Source organism: Flavobacterium sp. LB2P53, from assembly GCF_003970305.1.
Lineage (GTDB): Bacteria > Bacteroidota > Bacteroidia > Flavobacteriales > Flavobacteriaceae > Flavobacterium.
Window position 1 is genome coordinate 399,862 of the sequence record NZ_RYDG01000002.1, and the last position, 17,458, is coordinate 417,319.

At 34.6% G+C, this 17,458-nt stretch carries 13 protein-coding genes; 8 read left to right on the forward strand and 5 right to left on the reverse strand.

Annotation, left to right across the window (positions count from 1 at the left end; all coding sequences use genetic code 11):
• The first annotated feature begins 6 nt into the window (after nucleotides 1–6).
• The 3 genes from EKL95_RS04215 (at nucleotide 7) to gldD (ending at nucleotide 2,410) form a co-directional block, all read left to right on the forward strand.
• Entirely contained in the window at nucleotides 7–447 is a 441-nt protein-coding gene (locus tag EKL95_RS04215; protein ID WP_126457570.1) for a single-stranded DNA-binding protein, read from the forward strand.
• A gap of 23 nt (nucleotides 448–470) precedes the next feature.
• A complete protein-coding gene (locus EKL95_RS04220) occupies nucleotides 471–1,766 on the forward strand; it encodes a gliding motility-associated protein GldE (RefSeq protein ID WP_126563608.1) in 1,296 nt (431 codons plus the stop codon).
• Between the two features lie 80 nt (nucleotides 1,767–1,846).
• Complete coding sequence (gene gldD, locus EKL95_RS04225; protein WP_126455137.1) at nucleotides 1,847–2,410, forward strand: gliding motility lipoprotein GldD; 564 nt, start codon at nucleotides 1,847–1,849, stop codon at nucleotides 2,408–2,410.
• A gap of 193 nt (nucleotides 2,411–2,603) precedes the next feature.
• On the opposite strand, the gene EKL95_RS04230 is transcribed toward gldD, so the two are convergent.
• Entirely contained in the window at nucleotides 2,604–2,981 is a 378-nt protein-coding gene (locus EKL95_RS04230; protein ID WP_126563609.1) for a heavy-metal-associated domain-containing protein, read from the reverse strand.
• Between the two features lie 108 nt (nucleotides 2,982–3,089).
• On the opposite strand from EKL95_RS04230, the gene EKL95_RS04235 reads away from it, so the two are divergent.
• Nucleotides 3,090–3,956: a DMT family transporter gene (locus EKL95_RS04235; RefSeq protein WP_126563610.1), complete on the forward strand. Its 867-nt coding sequence runs from the start codon at nucleotides 3,090–3,092 to the stop codon at nucleotides 3,954–3,956.
• Between the two features lie 95 nt (nucleotides 3,957–4,051).
• Here the strand turns inward: EKL95_RS04235 and EKL95_RS04240 are convergent, their stop codons facing one another.
• Both EKL95_RS04240 and EKL95_RS04245 read right to left on the reverse strand, forming a co-directional pair.
• The gene (locus EKL95_RS04240; RefSeq protein ID WP_233589371.1) at nucleotides 4,052–6,100 is read right to left on the reverse strand and encodes an insulinase family protein; all 2,049 of its coding nucleotides are present in this window, start codon (nucleotides 6,098–6,100) and stop codon (nucleotides 4,052–4,054) included.
• A gap of 11 nt (nucleotides 6,101–6,111) precedes the next feature.
• Nucleotides 6,112–7,437, reverse strand: a complete 1,326-nt coding sequence (locus EKL95_RS04245; protein WP_126457567.1) for a M16 family metallopeptidase — start codon at nucleotides 7,435–7,437, stop codon at nucleotides 6,112–6,114.
• Nucleotides 7,438–7,674: 237 nt separating this feature from the next.
• Here EKL95_RS04245 and rplU point away from each other — a divergent pair, with 237 nt between their 5' ends.
• The 4 genes from rplU to EKL95_RS04265 all read left to right on the forward strand — a co-directional run bounded on the left by rplU (nucleotide 7,675) and on the right by EKL95_RS04265 (nucleotide 16,484).
• Nucleotides 7,675–8,097 carry a 50S ribosomal protein L21 gene (gene rplU, locus EKL95_RS04250; protein ID WP_126455145.1) on the forward strand — a complete coding sequence of 141 codons (423 nt, stop codon included), beginning with the start codon at nucleotides 7,675–7,677 and terminating at the stop codon, nucleotides 8,095–8,097.
• A gap of 23 nt (nucleotides 8,098–8,120) precedes the next feature.
• On the forward strand, nucleotides 8,121–8,387 hold the full coding sequence (gene rpmA / locus EKL95_RS04255; protein ID WP_086453627.1) for a 50S ribosomal protein L27: 267 nt from the start codon (nucleotides 8,121–8,123) through the stop codon (nucleotides 8,385–8,387).
• Nucleotides 8,388–9,535: 1,148 nt separating this feature from the next.
• Nucleotides 9,536–13,123: a M4 family metallopeptidase gene (locus EKL95_RS04260; protein ID WP_158614842.1), complete on the forward strand. Its 3,588-nt coding sequence runs from the start codon at nucleotides 9,536–9,538 to the stop codon at nucleotides 13,121–13,123.
• A 70-nt stretch (nucleotides 13,124–13,193) separates the two neighbouring features.
• Nucleotides 13,194–16,484, forward strand: coding sequence for a reprolysin-like metallopeptidase (locus tag EKL95_RS04265; protein ID WP_126563611.1), 3,291 nt, complete (start codon nucleotides 13,194–13,196; stop codon nucleotides 16,482–16,484).
• Between the two features lie 163 nt (nucleotides 16,485–16,647).
• On the opposite strand, the gene EKL95_RS04270 is transcribed toward EKL95_RS04265, so the two are convergent.
• Both EKL95_RS04270 and EKL95_RS04275 read right to left on the reverse strand, forming a co-directional pair.
• A complete protein-coding gene (locus EKL95_RS04270) occupies nucleotides 16,648–16,986 on the reverse strand; it encodes a DoxX family protein (RefSeq protein WP_126516300.1) in 339 nt (112 codons plus the stop codon).
• A 7-nt stretch (nucleotides 16,987–16,993) separates the two neighbouring features.
• A complete protein-coding gene (locus tag EKL95_RS04275; protein WP_126516301.1) occupies nucleotides 16,994–17,332 on the reverse strand; it encodes a DoxX family protein in 339 nt (112 codons plus the stop codon).
• Nucleotides 17,333–17,458 lie beyond the last annotated feature (126 nt).

Below are 17,458 nucleotides of genomic sequence, written 5' to 3' on the forward strand. Positions count from 1 at the left end.
TCTAAAATGAACGGAACATTAAACAAGGTTATGCTAATTGGTTTTCTTGGCGACGACATCAAAATGCATTATTTTGATGGAGGCAATTGTATTGGAAGATTTCAGTTGGCCACAAACGAAGTGTATATCAACAAAACCACCAATGAAAAAATCACTTCTACGGAGTGGCACAATTTAGTTGTTCGCAACAAAGCGGCGGAACTTTGTGAAAAATACCTTTCTAAAGGCGATAAAATTTACGTGGAAGGACGCATTAAATCCCGTCAATGGCAGTCAGAGGATGGGAGTACTAAACACACCACTGAAATTCAGGTAACCGAATTTACTTTTCTGTCAACTAAGAAAGACACTGAAAGTAATAAACAAATTCCTGTATCTGATGTCCCGAAAAACACTAATTTTGACACCGAAAAGAATGTCTTGCCTATAAACGACTTGCCATTTTGAGTGTTTAACTAATCCTTACCAATTTGGACTCAGAGCCCAGTTTGCTTTTTGCTTACGCAATAGATACTAATTTAGCATTTGGTTTTACAGTAATAATCATATTGCTGTTTTGTTCCGCATTAATTTCAGGTGCCGAAGTAGCCTTGTTTTCGTTGTCACAAAAAGAGATTGATGAAATCATTCAGGAGAATGATTCTAAAGGAAAAATTATTGCTGCGCTTTTAGAAAAACCTAAAAAACTGCTGGCCACACTTCTGGTTGCTAATAATTTTGTCAACATAGCGATAGTAATATTGTTTTCATATACTGGCAAAAGCATGTTTGCAGCGATAACCCAACCGGTATTGAAATTCATCTTGGAAGTATTGGTAGTCACTTTTTTGATTTTGCTCTTTGGAGAAGTCTTGCCTAAAGTATATGCCAGTCGAAATAATACCAAGTTTGCCAAACTTATTGCTTACCCTATTTTCTTTTTAGATAAGCTTTTGACGCCTATTAGTTTACCAATGCGTGCAGCAACGATTTATTTGCATAACAAATTAGGAAAACAAAAAACAAATTTTTCTGTTGATCAATTATCACAGGCTTTAGAGCTTACGGCTTCGGATGAAACCTCTTCCGAAGAGCAAAAAATATTAGAAGGAATTGTGAGTTTTGGAAATACGGATACCAGACAAGTAATGAGTCCGCGAATCGATATTTTTGCTTTAGAAATAGAAGAATCTTTTGCTGCTATTTGTCCCAAAATTATAGAAAAAGGATATTCCAGAATTCCGGTATATCGAGACAATATAGACCAGATAGAAGGCGTTTTGTTTGTCAAAGACTTGCTTCCGCATATTAATACAAATGAATTTGACTGGAAAGCATTGCTGCGAGAACCTTTTTTTGTCCCTGAAAACAAAAAGCTGGATAATTTGCTGAAAGATTTTCAGAACAAGAAAAGTCATTTAGCGATCGTGGTAGATGAATATGGAGGAACCTCAGGGTTAGTTTCTCTTGAGGATGTTATTGAAGAAATTGTTGGGGATATCAGCGATGAATTTGATGATGAGCAGATTAGTTTTTCTCAAATTGATGAAAAAAATTACCTTTTTGAAGGAAAAATAAACCTGAGAGATTTTTATCGGATTATTGATGTTGATGAAGAATTATTCGAAATTAAAAAAGGAGAAGCCGAAACATTAGCCGGATTTATTCTGGAAATTTTAGGCAATTTCCCTAAAAAAGATCAAAAAATTGCATTCGAAAACTGTCTGTTTACTATAGAAGCAGTGGATAAAAAACGAGTTAAACAGATAAAAGTAACGATTGAATAATCCTTCCATGGTCCTCTGCGAAGGAAAGAGAGCCATTGGAATGCGTTTTCTTAAAATTTGTAAGATTAAAAAAAATAGAAATGTTTAAAAAAACAATCCCTTTTCTGGTAATAGCACTAACGTCATTGTTGAGTTTTAGTTGCAAAGACGCCGTGATCCCAAAACCATCCGCTTATTTGCGGTTGGATTATCCGCAAGCCAGTTATATGAATTTTGAAAACGAATGTCCTTTTGCTTTTGAAATGAATTCAGAGGCCGTTATCCAGAAAGAGCCCAATTGTGGTTTCACGATTACCTATCCAAAAATGAAAGCGACTATTTATCTCACCTATAAACCAGTCACTAAAAACATTAATGAACTGTTGCGGGATGCACAAAAATTGACTTATGAACACGTGATAAAAGCAGATGATATTCTGGAACAACCGTATTTGAATCCCGATAAGAAAGTGTATGGTATGTTTTATCAGGTAGAAGGAAATGCAGCAACGAATTCCCAGTTTTATGCTACGGACAGTACTAGTCATTTTTTGACGGGATCCGTTTATTTTTATGCGAAACCCAATTATGACTCGATTATGCCAGCGGCAAGTTATATCAAAAATGATATGCAGCGGTTAATGGAAACCTTGAAATGGAAATAACAACAATAGCCATTTACCGGAATAGTACAAAATAAGCAATACTCTTTTTAGAATAAATAAGGCTTTTAAGTTTAAATTAGCCTGTTAACACTAACTGTACGCTTTTTTTAATGACCTTCAACATCCTTGTGTGGTTCAAAAAAAAACATCCCCGTAAAGAGAATGTTTTGTTGCGATAAAGGGAAAGTTCTATTTAGGACTTCATTTTAGAAACCTTGTATGTTTTGCCATCAGCAGCGGCTTCAACTACTGTTATCAATTTTTCTGGTGTTTGAACTGTTTTGTCAAAAGTTACAGTGGCCATTTTAGTATCAAAATCTACTGTTGCTTTTTGAACACCATCCTGTGCGGTTAGATCTTCTTGAATCGTTTTGGCGCAGCCTACAGCGCACGTCATTCCTTCTACAGAGAAACTCGCTGTTTGAAGATTAGCAGCTGCAATTTCCTTTTTAACTTTTGGAGCAGTTGTTTCAGCCGTTTCTTTTGAAGCTATGTCTGTTTCTTTTTCTTTGCAACCTACAAATAAAAGACTTGTAAGTACCAGTGTTGCGATTGATTTTTTGAAATTCATTATAATGTATATTTTGAAGATTAACTACTTTTTTATGAATTACAAAATTAATTAAAAAAAGAAGGACTAATTCATAAAATAATTACAATTTTGGGCAAAATTATTTTTATGGAATCGAAGCAGTTAAAATGGGTGTATTTGTTGGTTCTTGCCTTGGTTTGGGGAAGTTCCTTTATACTGATAAAAAAAGGATTAATAGGTTTGACAGCGTTACAATTGGGATCGTTGCGAATTATTTTTGCAGCTGTTTTTTTAATATTAATAGGGTTCAAAAGTTTGTCTAAAATCCCAGTATTTAAATGGAAATACATTGCTTTAACATCTTTATTCGGGACATTTATACCCGCTTACTTGTTTGCAATTGCACAGACTGAAATTGATAGTTCCGTGAGTTCTATTTTGAATTCCCTGACCCCTTTGAATACGCTGATTCTTGGCGCTTTGGTTTTTGGACTGCAGTTCAAAAGAAATCAGATTTTTGGAATTCTAATTGGTTTATTAGGAAGCGCCTTGTTGATTTTGAACGGTGCCATGCATCATCCGGAACAAAATTATTATTATGCTATTTTGGTTTTAATAGCTTCGATATGTTACGCAGTCAATGTCAATTTAATCAAAAAATATTTGCATGATTTGAGTCCGGTGAGTATTACTACCGGGAATTTTATGGTGCTGTTTGTTCCGGCATTCATTATCTTGTTTTTCTCCGGTTTTTTTGAAGTGGTACATGATGTGAAAGTGCAGGAATCAATTTTGTTTATAATGGTTTTAGGTGTGGTAGGAACTGGAATTGCGAATATTCTGTTCTTTAAATTAATCCAGATGTCATCACCGGTTTTTGCTACTTCGGTAACGTATTTGATTCCCGTAGTTGCTTTTTGCTGGGGATTATTGGATAATGAAATGCTAACGCCAGTTCAGTTTTTTGGTGCTTTTATTATTTTAATCGGCGTGTATTTGTCGGCTAAGAAGTAGTAGCTGTTCTTGATCAGTTTGTGTTTAGGATCTTATTAAAAATAATAAAGGCTGTCTAAAAATAGACAGCCTTTATTTATTTATTCAAGATTTGATTATAAAAAATCAGCATCTGAAACACCTTCATTAATTTTCACATCAGACATTTTTATGTCTAATTCAAAACCTACATTCTGGATGATGTTAAAAGGAACTTTAACTCCTTTCACTTCTTTGTAATCTCCATAATTTGTAGTTTGAGTGATGCTTTGCCCGCCTTGTTCAACAATTTTAGATTCGGCTAATTTTAAACCGGAAGTTACATCGTAAAACAAGGTTGTTTTTCCGTTTTTGACGGCGTACGCATCTTTCCCATTAATGGATTCAATAGTTTCCAGCGTTAAACCTTGGTTTTTAGCAAGAGACAATTCTTCAAATGGTGTGGCAGCTGCTTTCATATCAGCAAGTGTACTGCCTTCAATATTTTGGCGTTGCCCTTGTTGCATTACGTAAGCTCCTTTTTCATTTACCACTTGTTTCATTAGGCTCATTGTGCCCATCGTTAATTCAACCATCAATTTTCCTTTGGCATCAATTTTTGAGGTGAAGCTTAATGGAGAAGGCGCTTGCGGAATAGTTGTTGTCCCGTTCATTACAATTGTTTTTACAGCCAATGCTGCTTTTTCTCCACCGATAGCTTTGATGTAATTCTCAATGACACTTTTGGCAGTGACTCCTGCTGGAACTGGTTTCTTTAATTCTGGTTTCGCAGTAGGGTTCCCGTATTTATCAAAGTAGGAAACTGGTATTTTCAATTTTTCCAGATTAGTAGCTACATCAGCTGCTTTTCCAACAATTACAATTCGGCTGTTGTCCGTTAAAAAATATTTATTTGATACTCTTAAAATGTCATCTGCTGTTACAGCGCTGATATTTTTGATGTAGTTTTCGTAGAAGTCAGCTGGTAAGCTTTGTGTTTGAATTCTCAAAGCATATCCTGCCACGGTTTGTGGCTTTTCAATTTGCATTACAAAACGTCCAATGTATCCTGCTTTTACGCTGGCTAACATTTCATCCGTCACTTTCTCAGTTCTGATTTTTTTGAATTCTTTAAAAATTTCAACAACAGTACTGTCCGTTACGGCATTACGAACTTGCGTAGAAGCACTGAAAGTAGAAATGCGTTTGTCTCCGTAAATGCTTGTTCTTGCACCATAAGTCCATCCGTGCGCTTCTCTTAAGTTCATGTTGATGTAACTGTTAAAGTCGCCACCAAGGATTTGATTGGCCACCAAAACTGCGAAGTAATCTGGATCAGTCATTTTAAGATTTGACATATTTACAACCGCAACTTCTGATTGAACTGCATTTGGCATGTCAATAAAGTTGATTTGTGTAGCGGAAACATCTATTGGATCGCTATAAGAGATCGATGGAGCAGCTGCTTTTTTCCATGAGCCAAAGAATTTCTCTACCATTTTTTTTGTCTCGCTGAATTTTACATCACCCACAATAATTAGGTAAGAGTTGCTTGGCACAAAATATGTTGTGTAGTTTGCTTTTACATCTGCAAGAGTTACGTTTTTCAAGGTAGCTTCGCTAACATATTCGCCTGCAGGATGGTTTTTTCCATAAGTCAAAACATCTACAACTCTTGCTGCTACTGCTGAAACGCTTTTTTCATTGGCTTTCAAACCTTCAATAAGTTTTGCTTTTTCTTTGTCAAATTCCTCTTGGGTGAAGTTTGGGTTTAATGCACCATCAGCCATTAGCTCTAAAACTCTCCCCGAATATTTAGATAAGGAACTTGCTGAAGCGCCATTAGAACTAAAATTGATGTTAGCGCCTAAGAAATCTACTTCTTCATTGAAAGCTGTTTTCGAAATTTTAGTGGTGCCGCTTCCGATTAATGTACTGGTCATGTCGGCAACCCCTTTTTTGTCGCCTTCAGCATACGGATCATTGTCTAAGGTAAGACTGAATGCTACTCTAGGAAGTTTATGGTTTTCGACAACCATAACTTTTAATCCATTTTTTAATTCAAAAGTTAACGGTTTTCCGATTTTTATTGATGGTGCTACACCAGGTTTTGGCTGAGGGATGATTTGTCCTTGCATAATTACGGTTAAGAACAAGCTTGATAAAATTAATATTGATTTTTTCATAATGATGTATCTTAGTTTTGAGCTTTGTCTTTAGATGGAACATAATCCAAAACTAATCTTTGGTTTGGATTTAAATATTTCTTAGCAATATCTCTGATTTCTTCCCGAGTGATAGAATGATAGATTTCAATTTCGGTATTGATTAAGTTTACATCACCGTATAACAAATGATAGGAAGCCAGATTGTCTGCAATACCGTCAATGGTAGAGTTGCTGTTGACATATTGGTTTTCGAATTTGTTTTGTAGTTTTTGTAAGTCTTTTTCTGAAATTAATTCTGTTTGTAATTTTACAATTTCAGAGTCAATTTCGGCAAGAATATTTTCGGTTGTGTTAGGCGCTTGAGGCAAACCGTAAATGATATAGCTGCCGTAGTCTTCTTGGCTGTTACTAAAAGCGCCAATTTGCAAGGCCATCTTTTTGTCATCAACTATTTTTTTGTATAGTCTAGAACTTTTTCCATCGCTTAAGATGGATGAAATCATATCCAGTACTCTTGCGTCTCTGGTTTTCATAGATGGCGTTCTGTAGGCTGCTACAATTGCGGGGATTTGGATATTAGCATCTTGAAATTCTGCTTTTATAGTTTGAGTAATCGGTTCTTCAACAAATGTTTCTCTTTGTATGGGAGCTCCTTTTTTGATCGGTCCAAAATATTTTTGAATCCATTCTTTTGCTTGCTCTTTTTTGAAATCACCAGCGACAATTAAAACAGCATTGTTCGGAATGTAAAATTTCTTGTTGAAAGCTTGGAATTCTTCTAATGTTGCAGCGTCTAAATGGCTCATAGAACCTATAGTTGCCCAACGGTATGGGTGTTTTGTGAAAATATTCTTTTTTACTTCCGCCAAAAAATTTCCGTAAGGCTGATTGTCAACGCGCAATCTCTTTTCTTCTTTCACCACTTCGTTTTGAGTATCAACACCAATTTGATTGATCACTGGGTGCAGCATTCTTTCTGCTTCCATCCATAAACCTAATTCTAAGTTGTTAGATGGGAAAACCTCATAATAATAGGTTCGGTCATCCGTTGTGTTGGCATTATTTACACCACCGTTTCCAGTTACAATCTTAAACCACTCACCGCGTTTGATGTTTTCGGTTCCTTCAAACAATAAATGTTCAAAAAAGTGAGCAAAACCAGTTCTTTCCGGATTTTCATCTTTAGCGCCTACATGGTACATTACTGAGGTAATAACAGTAGGGGCAGAAGGATCGTTGTGCAAAATCACATGCAGTCCATTGTCTAATTTGTATTCTTCAAAAGCTACTTTCTGAGCAGAAGCTACTCCTCCTAGCATAAACAAAGCACCTAAAGCCATTAATGAATTTTTCATAAGGTTAATAATTTTGTTAATATGCATAATTAGTAGTGGTTTTTAATTTTTGTTACATAAAAAGCGTTTCGCTGTGAGAAATTTAACACTAGTTAAGCGTTTTATTTTGTAAAATTATTTCAAAAGTCTATTTAATAAGTAATTATGATGTATTGGGTATTTTTTTTCTTCAACAAATTGCGAGGTAATTATTTAATTGTATATTTGCAACCTTAAAAATTTATAAAACAATTTGTTATGTATGCAATCGTAGAGATAGCAGGGCAACAGTTTAAAGTTAGCAAAGACCTAAAGGTTTACGTTCACCGTTTAGCAAATGAAGAAGGAACTCAAGTTTCTTTCGACAAAGTTTATTTGTTAGATGATAACGGTACAATCACAATAGGCGCCCCAGCTATAGAAGGTGCTTCAGTAGAAGCCAAAGTGTTACAACACTTAAAAGGAGATAAAGTTATCATTTTCAAAAAGAAAAGAAGAAAAGGATACAAAAAGAGAAACGGACACCGTCAGTATCTTACTCAAATTGTAATCGAAGGTATTACTGCAGCAGGTGCTAAAAAAGCGGCTCCTAAAAAAGCAGCAGTTGAAGCAACTACAGAAGAAGTTGAAGCTCCTAAGAAAAAGGTAGCTAAAGCTAAAAAAGAAGATACTCAAGAATAATAACAAAATAAAACTAATACGTCATGGCTCACAAGAAAGGTGTCGGTAGTTCTAAGAATGGTAGAGAATCAGAATCAAAACGTTTAGGTGTTAAGATTTTTGGTGGTCAAGCTGCTATTGCTGGGAACATCATCGTAAGACAAAGAGGTTCAAAACATAATCCAGGTGCAAATGTTTACATCAGTAAAGATCACACCCTACACGCAAGAGTAGATGGAGTTGTTTTTTTCCAAAAGAAAAGAGATAACAAATCTTATGTATCTATACTTCCATTTGAAGTTGAAGCATAATTGATTTTCTCAATTATTAAAAAACCCGTTTCGAAAGAAACGGGTTTTTTTTTGACCTTAGCCAAGGGCCTCCGGAATCTTCAAAGGAAAAGAAGGCAGAATCAAAATTGATGGTTTGCCTGATTTTTAAATTATATTTGATTTTATCAGGGTATAAGTATTGATTATATTCGTAGTTTTTTATTGCTGGTCTAGGGGAGTTTAATAAACTAAATTTCGGTTCAAATAAAATGCCGTATACTGTTTTGGAAGGGATATTTTGTAATTAGAAACTGTTGTGATTCTTTTATAGGTTTTACAAATCAGAACTGTTTTTAGAAAATCATCTTCTAATTAAAATATAAATTTTCACTTGTATAGGTGATTACTGCTTGTCTGTAATTTTTTTGGACACTCAAAGACACTGTAGTGTTTTTTTTCTTTCAAATTTTCCCTCTCCATTATATTCTTTATAAACGCATCTCTTTTTTTGATATAATTTCACTAATTCAGAAGGTTATTTCTAGTTTTAAACGGTATCTGATTTTATATAGCAACATAAAGATTAGATTCATTACTCTCTAATAGTTTAAATCTATAGGATTTTTTTTTAATTAATAAATTGAAATTAATTTTTAAATAATTTATTGTTTTAATATTGATTAGAAATTAAGTTTATTTTTTTTTAACCTTTTTTTTTGATAAAAAATTAATTAATTAATTCTTTTTTGGATTAAAATATAATAATTATGTTTTTTAAAGTCAAAATTTTGATTAAAATTTATTTTAATCAATTTTAATCAAATATTTTTTTTGGAATAATAGTTACGAGAATGTTGGTTTTACGAGTCAAAACAGCATACCGTGATATAGTTAATATGATTCTGTTTAATCAGATTAGACATTAAAAATGATCTTGTCTAAGTGGTTTATTGATTGTTCGTTTGAATTAATGATTTTAAAGACTACAAATACTATTAATTAATAAATATTAGCGCTAATGAAATAAAGTATCAAATTACACAGCATTAAACAATAAGGACAAACTCAATTAGTACACCAAATTTTACAGCACAACTATGAATAAACTATTACTCACATCTAGTTTTTTGTTTTTTACCTTTTTAATTTTCGCTCAAAAAAGTAAAACTCAAAATAATGAAAAATATTTGCAATCAAATACAAATATCCAGGAATTTAAATTTAATAAAAGTCGCCAGAGTCCTTCTTTACTAAAAATTAAACCGGACTATACTTTAAATTTAGCTGGTGTTCCTGCTTTTTTAGTGGAAGTACTGCAATTAGATAAAAATTCATTTGAATTTAAAGAAATTCACACCAATACCACCAAAGGAAATTTTAATATCGTTACTTTTTCTGCCTTCTATAATGGGGTGAAAGTGGAGCATGCGCGATATAATATTGTTCTTAAAAAAGATAAAGTAACTGCAATTACACTAGAGCATTATGTTATGGGTGCTAATGTTTCTAAGACAAAGTCATTGTCCCAAGACCAAGCATTAGAAAAGGCAAAGCAACATGTTGGTGCTGAGAATTATGTTTGGGAAGATATTTCAAAAAGTTTAAAAGTTACGGTGAATCAGAAAGAGATACAACAATTACAAAAATCATATAATGAATATTTGCCTAAAGGCGAATTAGTATATGTTGATAATTATAAGACAAAAGAGGTTGACTTAACGCTTGCATACAAATTCAATATATACGCATCAAAACCATTATCAAGAAACAATGTTTTTGTTGATGCTGCCAATGGCCAGATTTTATTAACGGATGCAATTATTAAACATGCAGATGAAATTAATAAAAACATCGAAAAGAATAAAATAAACACCACTAATTCAGCAGCAATTTTAGCCTCAGTTGAAGGGAACGGAGCTACAAGATATGCTGGAAACAGAAAATTTCAGACTACATTAGATGCAGTCAATAATCGCTATTCATTATTCGGGACTATTCCGGTTCTTGTGAATGGATTGCCGGTTGTTATAGAAAACGAAACGCGTTCTTATAATGGAGTAGGTGGAGCGCCTATTGGTGTGCCTAATATTCCATCGTATTCTATTTATGATGGTGATGCTCCATCAGGACAATTAAAAGTTGAAATTGGAGACAACAACTGGACCGCAGATGAACACTGGAGAAGTCGTTTCACTACTCTAAAATACCCTGTTGACAATGAAACAAAAAATGATGATATTGCTTTAGATGCGCATTGGGGAGCTGAAATAGTAATTAAATATTGGGGAGCTATTCATAATCGAAGTAGTTATGATAATCGTGGTACCAAAGTTATTAATTATGTACATTATGGTGATGCGTATGACAATGCTTTCTGGAATGGTACTGCAATGACCTACGGAGATGGAAGTTATCAAGGCGGTACGAAGCCTAATGGTTCTTTTGGACCTTTAACATCCATGGATGTTTGTGGACATGAAATAGGACATGGTGTCTGCTCTAATACATCTGATTTAGTTTACGCCAGAGAATCCGGTGCTATGAATGAAGGTTTTTCGGATATCTGGGCAGCATCTGTAGAAAACTATGTATTGACTACAATTGATAGTTCGTTGCCTTACGATCCGTGGGGAATTGGAGAACAAATTGATGAACGTGATGGTGGGTTAGCTCCGGGCGCAGCTGGATCTACTGCTTTGCGTTGGATGGATGATCCAAAAGCAAATACAGATCCCGACAGTTATGGAGGTAAATTTTGGTCTGACCCACAATGTGTACAACCTAGCTTAGCGAATGACCAATGCGGAGTCCATAGTAATAGTGGAGTTCTAAATAAATGGTATTATTTATTAGTAGAAGGTTCTGGAAAGAGTTTTACTCGTGGGAAAGCTAAAGCGGCTGCAGATGATCAAATAAATGATGCTTTGAAGGTCTATAGTGTCAAAGGTTTAGGTTTTCTTATTGCTGAACAGATTACTTTTAAGGCCGAAGTGCTACTTACTCCAAACGCTACTTTTCAAGAGATGAGAGATGCAAGTATACTTGTTGCAGGACAAGAATATGGAACGTTTTCTAATGAAGTGAAACAAGTAACGAATGCCTGGTATGCGGTTAATGTAGGGAATGAATTTATTGCGCCTGATCCAAACCAACTTTTCTTTGAATCGGCTAATGTTTCTGTAGTCAACGAACAGACAGCAACACAAGGGTGTGCTGTTTTTAATACAATAGAGGTTAAGGTTACTGGGGTAAACATCACTTCTCCTCAAACCATTAATTTAGACTTCTCAGGTTCTACAGCAACTATTAATAAAGACTTTACTACATCAGCAACTAGTTTGTCTTTTGATAAAGATGGGACTAAAACAATTTTACTCAACATTTTTAATGATGGTATAGTTGAAGGTGTAGAAAATATTATAATCAAGTTTAATGTAAATACTCCTGTAGCGCAATCTAGAATTCAAAACATCACAATTGTTGATAATGATTATGTACCAGCTATTGGTATAGGTACGGTAGAGATTTTTAAAGAAACTTTTACTACTTCAAATATTCCATCTGGTTGGGAAACTAAAAGTGTAATAGGATTGGATCCCAATGTTTGGCTTTTTAATGGGCCAAATACTTTAGGAAAAGCATACGTTTCAAATGGCACTGCATCTCAAGGCGCCACTTATGATTCAACCCAAAACGGAAATCTACTTCTCATAAGCAAATTGATTGATACAAAAGGGATGAGCGATGTTACTGTAGCTTTTGACTGGGAAGCAGGAGGAGAAACGGACCAAGTAGATAATACTGCGTTGTTTGATTATGGTGAATTTGTATACTCTTTAGATGGCGCTAATTATAATTCTTTAGCCTTTTTTGCAGGTACAGCATCAGGAGCTGTTATGTCTTCAGGTAAGTATAATAAAGCGACACCGGCATTAAATAATACACAATTTCATTTAGCTTGGAGATGGTATAATGATGCTTTACTAGGTACTGCTTTTAGTTTTACTTTAGACAACGTAGTAGTAAGCGGAACACCAGCTTCAGTAGAATCTGATTTGATGCAATTTGATAGTGAAACCGTAAAAATTGGTAACCAAGTATACTTTTTGAGCGATCAGGATGGAGATGTCATTGGGATGATAGAAAATGCGACTAAGGATCTGGGTTGTGTTACGCTAACTATTAGTGAATCAGGTAGTAAATCTAACTTTACTAATATAGCAGGATCTCATTCAGGGAAAGTTATCAAAGTAGAAGCAGATGGATTGAATGCACCAACAGCTTCCTATGACTTAACACTATTCTTTACAGATGCTGAAACAAGTGAATTTTCAGACCCTAGCGGGTTAAGAGTTATAAAAGTAAATAGCAACTCTATCAATGATGCTAAAAATTACCCTAAGAATTTTCAAATAAACGGAGGGTTAGGTGCTGCATATTCTGCGGAGCAATATCGTACTTATAAAGGAAATCATACCGGATCTGGAACTTTTGCTTTGGTAACACAAGCGACTTTATCTACGCAAAAAATTAATGGGGAAGAATTTAAAATATACCCAACTGTTTTATCGGCTGATAAAGTAATTACAATTTCCAGTGCAAGAACGCCAATTGATCGAGTTGACATTTATACCCTAAATGGAGGTTTAATAAGCGCTTTGCAATTAGAAAGTAGTAATGAAGCTAAAATACCTGTTAGTAAATTATCCAGCGGAATGTATTTTCTTGTTATAAATGGTAATAAATCAGATACATTTAAGTTTCTGATGCAATAAATAATTGATTCAAAATCCCCCATCGTAGAAATGCAATGGGGGATTTATTTTTTACCTAAATTTAAAGATAATGAATACTAAAAATAATTTTCTTTTACCCCTACTGTTTTGTTTTTCCTTAAGCATATCATGGGGGCAGAATAAAAGTGATTGGACCGCTTTATCCGAAAACAGTCGGCTCAAAATTAATAATATTAGTTTTGATAAAGAAAAAATGCCTACAAAATTCAAACTTTATACCGTTGGTATAGCCTCTGTTAAAAATAAACTACAGAATACTCCTAAAAGAGGTGTGTTTTTTGGGACTTCTCAAAATATAATCAATGTGCCTAATGAAGACGGTTCTGTTGAAAACTACCAAGTTTTAGATGCCCAAATTTTGCATCCGGATTTGGCTGCAAAATTACCAAATATTAAAAGTTATGTTGGTAGTTCATTAGTACATCCTGGTAAATATATTCGGTTTAGTTTATCGCAAGCCGGATTTCATGCTCAGGTTTTTGAAGCTGGAAAATCAACTTATTTTATAGATCCCTATACAAGTGATAAGTCAGTATATATTGCTTACAAGAGAGATGATCTAGTCAATAATTCATCTGATGTTTTTACTTGCGAGACAGATAATTCACTTTCTAAAAAAACTGGAAATACGCAAATAAATAAAACGATAGGTGCTACTGATGATAGTAAAATTCGGTTGTATGAATTAGCAATGTCGTGTACAGGAGAGTATGGTGCCTTGTTTATTGGTAATGCCACGACTGATTTTGAAAAAAAATCAAATATCATGGCACAAATGGTTGTCACAATGACACGAGTAAATGGTATTTATGAGAAAGAATTAGGTATCACCTATCAGTTTGTACCTAAGAATTTTGACATTATGTATTATGATGGAACTACTGACCCTTGGGGTACAGAATATAATGACCAAACTCAATTGACCATAGATGCTAATATTGGAGATGCAAACTACGACATAGGCCATAATTTTAATACAGCTGGCGGCGGTAATGCAGGTTGTATTGGTTGTGTTTGTAATTCCGGAAATAAAGGAAGCGGTATGACTGGTAGATCAAATCCTACTGGAGACTCTTTTGATGTTGATTATGTCGCTCATGAGATTGGGCATCAAATGGGAGGGTATCATACCCATAATGGAACAACTACCTGTTTGAAAAGTGGAAATAATACCGAAGTGGAACCCGGAAGCGGATCGTCAATAATGGGGTATGCCGGAATTTGTACGGGGCAAAATGTACAGGCAAATTCGGATGATTATTTTAATTATGTGAACATACGAGACATAAGTGCTAATATTCAAGGGGGTGTGAGTTCTGCCTGTTTTGATGAAATCAAGGTTAGCAACTTACCGCCAAAAGCCAATGCAGGAGCAAATTATAGTATTCCTGTAGGTACCGCATTTCAGTTGTCAGGAACAGGTTCTGATCCTGACTCAGGAGATCTTCTTACTTATACGTGGGAACAAAACGACAATGAAGAGATGCAAAGTCCTATTCAGCCTCTCCCAACGTCTATTCAAGGTCCTATGTTTAGAACCCGAAGAGGAACTACAAAACCTAATAGGTATTTCCCGCAATTAACAGATATTTTAAGTAATAATCTGATGCCTACTTGGGAGGTAATCCCCCAGGTTCAACGGAGTTTTGAGTTTGCTTTTACGGTTAGGGATAATGTTGTTTACGGAGGCCAGACGGCAGCTGATTTGATGACGTTAAATACAATCCAAACGGCAGGACCCTTTAAAGTTTCAAGTCAAAACTCAAACACGACTTGGATACAAGGAGAAACTCAACTGATAACTTGGGATGTTGCAAAGACCAATTTACTTCCGGTAAACTGTTTGTTTGTAAATATTTTATTTTCGGCTTTAGGAGATTTTACCGATACTATTATATTAGCGGATAAGGCTTTAAATAGTGGTTCTAAAAGCATCATTGTACCCTCTTCTTTGACGGAATCAGGGCGTTTAATGATAAAAGCGGCTGACAATGTTTTCTTAGATGTAAATGACGCAACTATAATAATTAAGCAAGTTACAACTCCAACATTCTTTTTGACAGCGCTTGAAGTCTCGAAAATCCAATGTGCAAATGATAATAAATCAACTTTTAGTTTTGATTATATTCCTTCTGCGGGTTTTACGGGGGTAGTGAGATTTGCTGCGACAGGTTTACCATCTGGTTCCACAGCTAGCTTTACACCAACAACAGCAAGTACCTCAAAAGAAACAATACTAATGACCGTTAGCGGATTTTCTAATTCAAACCCTAAGGATTATTCTATCATTTTCGCGGGTACTTCTCCGTCAGAAACCAAAACTCAAGTTGTTGTATTAACGCTAAAGGGAGGTGTTTTTTCGGAGCCTGTGCTGAGTAGTCCAGCTAATACAAGTGTGAAACAATCAACTTATCCATCCTATATCTGGTCTAAAGATGGGAATAACAGTGCTGAATTTTTTGATGTGGAAGTTGCTTCTGATTCAAATTTTCAATCTATAGTAGAAACCGCAACTGTCTCAAAAAATGGATATAATCAAAATAAAGGGTTAAGCGAAAATACGTTATATTATTGGAGAGTTAGGCCTAAAAACGAATGTGCAAACGGTGTTTTTAGTAGGCCAAGTAGCTTTACAACTGGTTCAAACAAGTGTTTTAGCAGTACTAACACTATTCCTTCTGTAATCGTATCAACATTAACAACAACAAGTACAATGGATATTGCAGCAGATATCCCAATTTCAGATATTAATGTTTCAATGAAAATTACACATGGGTATATTGGAGATATCGTTGCCGTATTGACTAGTCCATCCGGAACCAATGTTTCACTGATAGCTAGTAAATGTGATTCTAATCCAGATTTGGATGCTACTTTTGATGATCAAGGGTTGGCTGTAATAAACTGTTCTTTAACAAGTCCAGCAATCTCAGGTGTTTTAAAGCCGGCGCAACCGCTTTCTGCTTTTAATGGAGAAAGTGCTATGGGGGAATGGACCCTCAGTATAACGGATACAGGATTAGGGGATGATGGTATACTGACCTCATGGGCAATAGCGTATTGTGGAGTAGAAAGCTTAAGTCTTAGTGCTAAAAAATTTGATACTTCCCTAATTCGGGTCTATCCAAATCCTGCAAAAAACAGCATTACGGTTCAATTTGAAAAAACACAGCACTTAGATGTTGCAGTATTTGATTTGTTAGGAAGACAGATTTTAAGTACAGTACTAAAGTCTTCTAGTAATACGATAGATGTTTCTTCTCTTTCGTCTGGAACGTATATCATGCAGCTAATTGATGATGAGAATAATAAAACCAGTAAAAAAATTATTATTGAATAATTTCAAAATGTGATAAAAGCGTTATGCTGAAGCATTATTGATTTTCTCAATTATTATAGTACCCATTTCAATTATTATTGGAATGGGTATTTTGTTTTAATTTAAAATTAGAACAAATAGTGAACTGTTTGGTGGTAAATATTAAAAACAACTTAGTGTTGATTTATTCTAAGGTTCTGCATAAAATATAGAGATTCAACACAAAGTAAAAAAACGCGGGTAAAGAAACCAATAAAGAATCTTTCATCTTTATTCTTACCCCTGTACCAAGAAGCATAAGTAAAGCTAGGCCTCCGGAAGCAAGAACTAAAACAGTATGATTTTGAAGGCCAATAAATAAACCGATAGCCCCTGCCAATTCTAAAACAGCAATTAATGGTCCAAATTTTTCAAGTCCAAAGCGTTTAAATTCATTTTTCATATTCGACGAGGCAAAATAAGCTATTCCGTAGGTAAGAAAGGAAGTTGCCGAAAATAAAATAAGTAAATGCAATAGATTCATGTTTTGATTATTTGGAAGCGCATAATGCAACAAAAAGAGATAATGCCAAAAGGAATAAAGAAGGAAGGTGTTTAGACCATGGGTTTTTTGCTTTAAAATGAAAAAATTGTGCGCTTATCATTAGAAAGGCCATTATAATTGCCGGTATAAATACTAATTCAGGATACCAAATTCCTGTTATTAACAAGGTTGATAAGGCTGTTTTTGTGGCTCCAACAACATTTCTTGTCAAATCCGATATGCCGTATTGTTTAAATTCGTTAACAATGTTATCAAACCTAAAAATCCATACGTAACCTACGGACACTGCGATTACAAGCTGAGCGATAATAGAATAAGTATTCATGGTTTTATAATTAAAGGGTTTTATCTTTTGTTGTGATATACAAATTAATTAGCAGCTGTATGTCTCTTAGAATTTATGTTATTCAAAGATACCATAAACTTATATTATTATAAGGCTTGCCAAATT

Bases quoted from the DNA above. Each gene is read 5' to 3' on its own strand.
- EKL95_RS04215 (WP_126457570.1), top strand. From the start codon at position 7: ATGAACGGAACATTAAACAAGGTTATGCTAATTGGTTTTCTTGGCGAC.
- gldD (WP_126455137.1), top strand. From the start codon at position 1,847: ATGTTTAAAAAAACAATCCCTTTTCTGGTAATAGCACTAACGTCATTG.
- EKL95_RS04230 (WP_126563609.1), bottom strand. From the start codon at position 2,981: ATGAATTTCAAAAAATCAATCGCAACACTGGTACTTACAAGTCTTTTA.
- EKL95_RS04235 (WP_126563610.1), top strand. From the start codon at position 3,090: ATGGAATCGAAGCAGTTAAAATGGGTGTATTTGTTGGTTCTTGCCTTG.
- EKL95_RS04240 (WP_233589371.1), bottom strand. From the start codon at position 6,100: ATGAAAAAATCAATATTAATTTTATCAAGCTTGTTCTTAACCGTAATT.
- EKL95_RS04245 (WP_126457567.1), bottom strand. From the start codon at position 7,437: ATGAAAAATTCATTAATGGCTTTAGGTGCTTTGTTTATGCTAGGAGGA.
- rplU (WP_126455145.1), top strand. From the start codon at position 7,675: ATGTATGCAATCGTAGAGATAGCAGGGCAACAGTTTAAAGTTAGCAAA.
- rpmA (WP_086453627.1), top strand. From the start codon at position 8,121: ATGGCTCACAAGAAAGGTGTCGGTAGTTCTAAGAATGGTAGAGAATCA.
- EKL95_RS04265 (WP_126563611.1), top strand. From the start codon at position 13,194: ATGAATACTAAAAATAATTTTCTTTTACCCCTACTGTTTTGTTTTTCC.
- EKL95_RS04270 (WP_126516300.1), bottom strand. From the start codon at position 16,986: ATGAATCTATTGCATTTACTTATTTTATTTTCGGCAACTTCCTTTCTT.
- EKL95_RS04275 (WP_126516301.1), bottom strand. From the start codon at position 17,332: ATGAATACTTATTCTATTATCGCTCAGCTTGTAATCGCAGTGTCCGTA.